Origin of the sequence: Acinetobacter gerneri DSM 14967 = CIP 107464 = MTCC 9824 (assembly GCF_000368565.1) — a bacterium.
GTDB lineage: Bacteria > Pseudomonadota > Gammaproteobacteria > Pseudomonadales > Moraxellaceae > Acinetobacter > Acinetobacter gerneri.
In genome coordinates this window covers 1-3,555 of sequence record NZ_KB849527.1, presented here as the reverse complement: position 1 = coordinate 3,555, position 3,555 = coordinate 1, and the positions used below count along the sequence as shown (strand labels likewise).

At 39.8% G+C, this 3,555-nt stretch carries 3 protein-coding genes; 1 reads left to right on the top strand and 2 read right to left on the bottom strand.

The genetic code is table 11. The features are described from left to right. Window positions 1-572: 572 nt before the first annotated feature. The gene (locus F960_RS00220) at window positions 573-1,028 is read right to left on the bottom strand and encodes a conjugal transfer protein TraD (protein WP_004846565.1); all 456 of its coding nucleotides are present in this window, start codon (window positions 1,026-1,028) and stop codon (window positions 573-575) included. Window positions 1,029-1,198: 170 nt separating this feature from the next. Between F960_RS00220 and F960_RS00215 the strand changes: the two genes are divergently transcribed. After that, window positions 1,199-2,494 carry a MobA/MobL family protein gene (locus F960_RS00215; protein ID WP_004846561.1) on the top strand — a complete coding sequence of 432 codons (1,296 nt, stop codon included), beginning with the start codon at window positions 1,199-1,201 and terminating at the stop codon, window positions 2,492-2,494. 3 nt (window positions 2,495-2,497) lie between these two features. Here the strand turns inward: F960_RS00215 and repM are convergent, their stop codons facing one another. Continuing rightward, window positions 2,498-3,433, bottom strand: coding sequence for a replication initiation protein RepM (gene repM / locus F960_RS00210; protein ID WP_004846558.1), 936 nt, complete (start codon window positions 3,431-3,433; stop codon window positions 2,498-2,500). Window positions 3,434-3,555 lie beyond the last annotated feature (122 nt).

Genomic DNA, 3,555 nt, shown 5'->3' with positions numbered 1-3,555 from the left:
ATTAGCAGGGTAAATGTATGTTTATAGCAGGGTAAATGTATGTTTATAGAGCGTGAAAGCCTTGCTAGGCTTATGTTTCAGAGGACTTAAAAGCATTTAAAAGCTCTTAAAAGCATTAAAAGCCCAAAACCTAAAAAAAACCTGTGGAAAACTGCCCTAGGTTTTCGCTTTGCTCAAACTCTATTGAATCTCGCAAGCTCGATTCGAGGGGCAGTTTTTCGGTTAAGCCTGTTTGTGAAATCTAAAAGCAAAAGCAAGAATGGATTCGCTTCGCTCATAGAGCTTTTTTGCTCGCTTCGCTCGGTCTAGGTTCAAATATCATGTGGTCGCTTTGCTCGGTTAATCCCATTTTTAGGCGAAAGGGAGCAATTGTAATCAGGGAAAGAGCAGGGCAAAATTTTGATAGTGCTCAATCGCTCGTAGACACTCGCTCGGCTAATCCCTGTTAGCGTCAAAAAGAAAAGCACAAAGCGAACGGAGTGTGAGCGACATAGCGATAGATCGCTTACTCCCCCCTCTGATTACCGTTTTTTGCTGAATTTGATTGGTAGTCAATCTGTCGTAGTTCGTGATTAAGTGTTTAAATCGCTCTGGTTTGCGTTTTTAGCCTGTTTTCGCTCTTGGAGTATAGAAACCCCTTGTTTATGCCAATTCGTCCATTTGGGATCATCTGATGCGATTTTAATGTTGCTTAACATGCCGACCAACGTGGCAGGGTCGTGATGACCAAGATTGGCAATGTCAAATAATGCGCCTAATTCGATTAATCGCTTGGTTCTCGCCTTACGCTCTAAAGCCTTTTCCTTGTTTTTTTCTGCATTGAGTAGGTTCTGCATCTCTTTTTTGGCTTTGTTGGCTCGAATGTTGGCTTTTTCTGTCCGAATCAAAGCCGACAGTTTTTTATCTTCAATCGTTGTTCGATCTGTTTTTTCATAGAGTTCAATCAGCAATCTTTGATAGTCGGTTGGGCGTGAAAGTGCCTTTAAAAAATTCAAATGTCCGTCAGGTAATTCCAATTTTGTTGTCATACAAATACCGTAAAAAGCATCATTATTTATTCGAGTGTAGCATGAATTCCGATCTGTGCTAAAATTCAGAATGCGCACTTAGTAGTTTCTATTCTTCGAATAGAAACCTAAGCACGACAAAGGGTAAACCCTCTGTACTCCCAACAGCAAAATCAAAGGCAAAAGCGGAAATGGCAAGTTATCATTTATCGGTCAAGGTTGGCGCAAAAGGTAAGGCTGCTGCTCATGCTGAATACATCGAGCGAGAGGGAGAATACAAACTTAAAAATAAAGAAAAATTAGAAGCCGTTGAACATGGCAATATGCCCGAATGGGCACAAGACAATCCAAATCTATTTTGGCAATGTGCCGATGAATTTGAGCGTAAAAATGGTAGTACCTACCGTGAAATTGAAATTGCACTCCCCAGGGAATTGACACCGCAACAGCGTAAAGAGTTGGTTCAAACCTTTGTTGAACAAGAGCTAGGTGAGAAACATGCCTATACATGGGCAATTCACACCCCAAAGGCAAGCATAGAGGGCGGAGAACAGCCTCATGCGCATATCATGTATAGCGAACGCTTACAGGATGGTATTGAACGCAGTCCTGACCAATTCTTTAAACGCTACAACAGTAAAAATCCTGAACGTGGTGGTTGTCAGAAGTCCAATACCGCTAAAACCGCAGAACAGCGCAAAACCGAGCTTGTAGAATTGCGTGAACGCTTTGCTGATCTTCAAAATGCTTATTTAGAAGAATACGGACATGCAGATCGGGTCGATCATCGCAGTCTTGCCGATCAAGGCATTGAGCGAATACCTGAAAAACATTTAGGGTGGAAAGGTAGCCAAAACCAAGAATTTAAGGGCTTGGTGCTTGAATATCGGGAAGCTACGCAGACTTTTCAAACACATATTGATTATTTACCTAAACACCTCGCCAGCTTAGACCAAGAACAACAACGGGAAAAGCCAAAGCCATTAACGAATGAGCAAAAGCAAGAAATCGTTAATCAGAAAATAGAGGAAGCTAAGGAAACCACCGCTGAATACAAGGCTTTATTTGAAAAATATAGAACCCAATATATTGAGAATACGACTAAAAGCGAGCTGAAAGAGTACCAAAAACAAGGTGCGGACATCCGAACCAAGATTGAGGAACTCGATAAAAATAAGCCAATGTTTTTCGGGAAAAAGGATTGGGAAGAAAAGCGTGAGAATCTAGTCCGAGAATATCGTGAAATTCATCACTTACATGACCATACTAAGACTGAGAAAAAGACACAACGCCTTTATGACCAACGCTTTGGGCGTGAAGCGGTGATTAAACATATTGAGAAAAATCACCCTGAGTTAAATCAAAAATATGCCAAATCCCAAGAGTTTTTAAAGGCATTGGAACAGCTTCGGCAACAGCAAAAACAACAGGAACGAGCGCAACAGAAAGAAAAACCAAAAGATAAAGGTTTTGATATGGAGCGATAGGATTTAGTCATGACTAAATCCGGCTTTCTCTAAAATTGGGTAAAGCTCTCTAAATTTTTCAGGTTGTAAAAGCATTTCAGCGATACGAACAGCAAACTGCTGATAGCTTTCTGTACCTTGAGAATACTTAGACATTTCGGGCATTTCAGACATTTTATTAGCAAATAAATGACGCTGTGGATCGCTCAATTTAATAAAAAAATCAGGTGTATTTGGATCTCGTTTCGGGTCTATTGTCTTTTCGATTTTGGCTTGTGGCTTTGGTTTGAACTTGAATGAAAAGCCTGTAATAGATCGCCCTGTCTTATGTTGCTCGACTTTGACGGTTATATCTGTGTGTTCATTAATCTGTTTTATCGCTGGGTCTAGGACACGATTCTTAAAATTGTGCATTAATTTATATTCTTGATCGAGTAATCCCAACTTTGACCTAAAGTCATTAATCTCAATAATAGGGGTTTTACCTGCGCTTCGCCAAGATACGAGTAATTCATATAAACGAGTGGCATATAGATTTAGATTGGCAACTTGCATCAATTCATAGCTTGTAAAATTCTGCTCTAAACGAGTGATTAACGGCACAATTTCAGGGGCAAAGCGTAATTTAACAATGCCCGCACCTTCAACATAGGAAATGCCACTCACCCATCGAACCACACGCTTTTCAGGCTTATTTCTTTTTTCGTCCACTGTCATATACGTCACTTGACGATTAAACAGCGTCATTACTGCATCTGACAGCATTGCATAAGTGTTTTTAACATCTACATGAAAGCGGTCTGCATAGTGTTGGGCGTGAATTTCGAGGAAAGTTTCTGTATCTATCCCCTTGCCTGTTTCTCTTGCTTCAATGATGGCTAGAAGAATGAGCCGTTGCTCAACTAAGCCCAATGTGTAGCTCGCATTTATTAAGGAATTATCTTTTACAACCAAGCTCATTTTATACCCTATTTTTATAATAAAAATACAAGTTATCATAAGTATTAAAAAATACAAATAATATTTTGTATTGATTAGCAGGGTAAATGTATGTTTATAGCAGGGTAAATGTATGTTTATAG

Coding starts and splice junctions, on each gene's coding strand:
- F960_RS00220 (WP_004846565.1), bottom strand. CDS start 1,028: ATGACAACAAAATTGGAATTACCTGACGGACATTTGAATTTTTTAAAG.
- repM (WP_004846558.1), bottom strand. CDS start 3,433: ATGAGCTTGGTTGTAAAAGATAATTCCTTAATAAATGCGAGCTACACA.
- F960_RS00215 (WP_004846561.1), top strand. CDS start 1,199: ATGGCAAGTTATCATTTATCGGTCAAGGTTGGCGCAAAAGGTAAGGCT.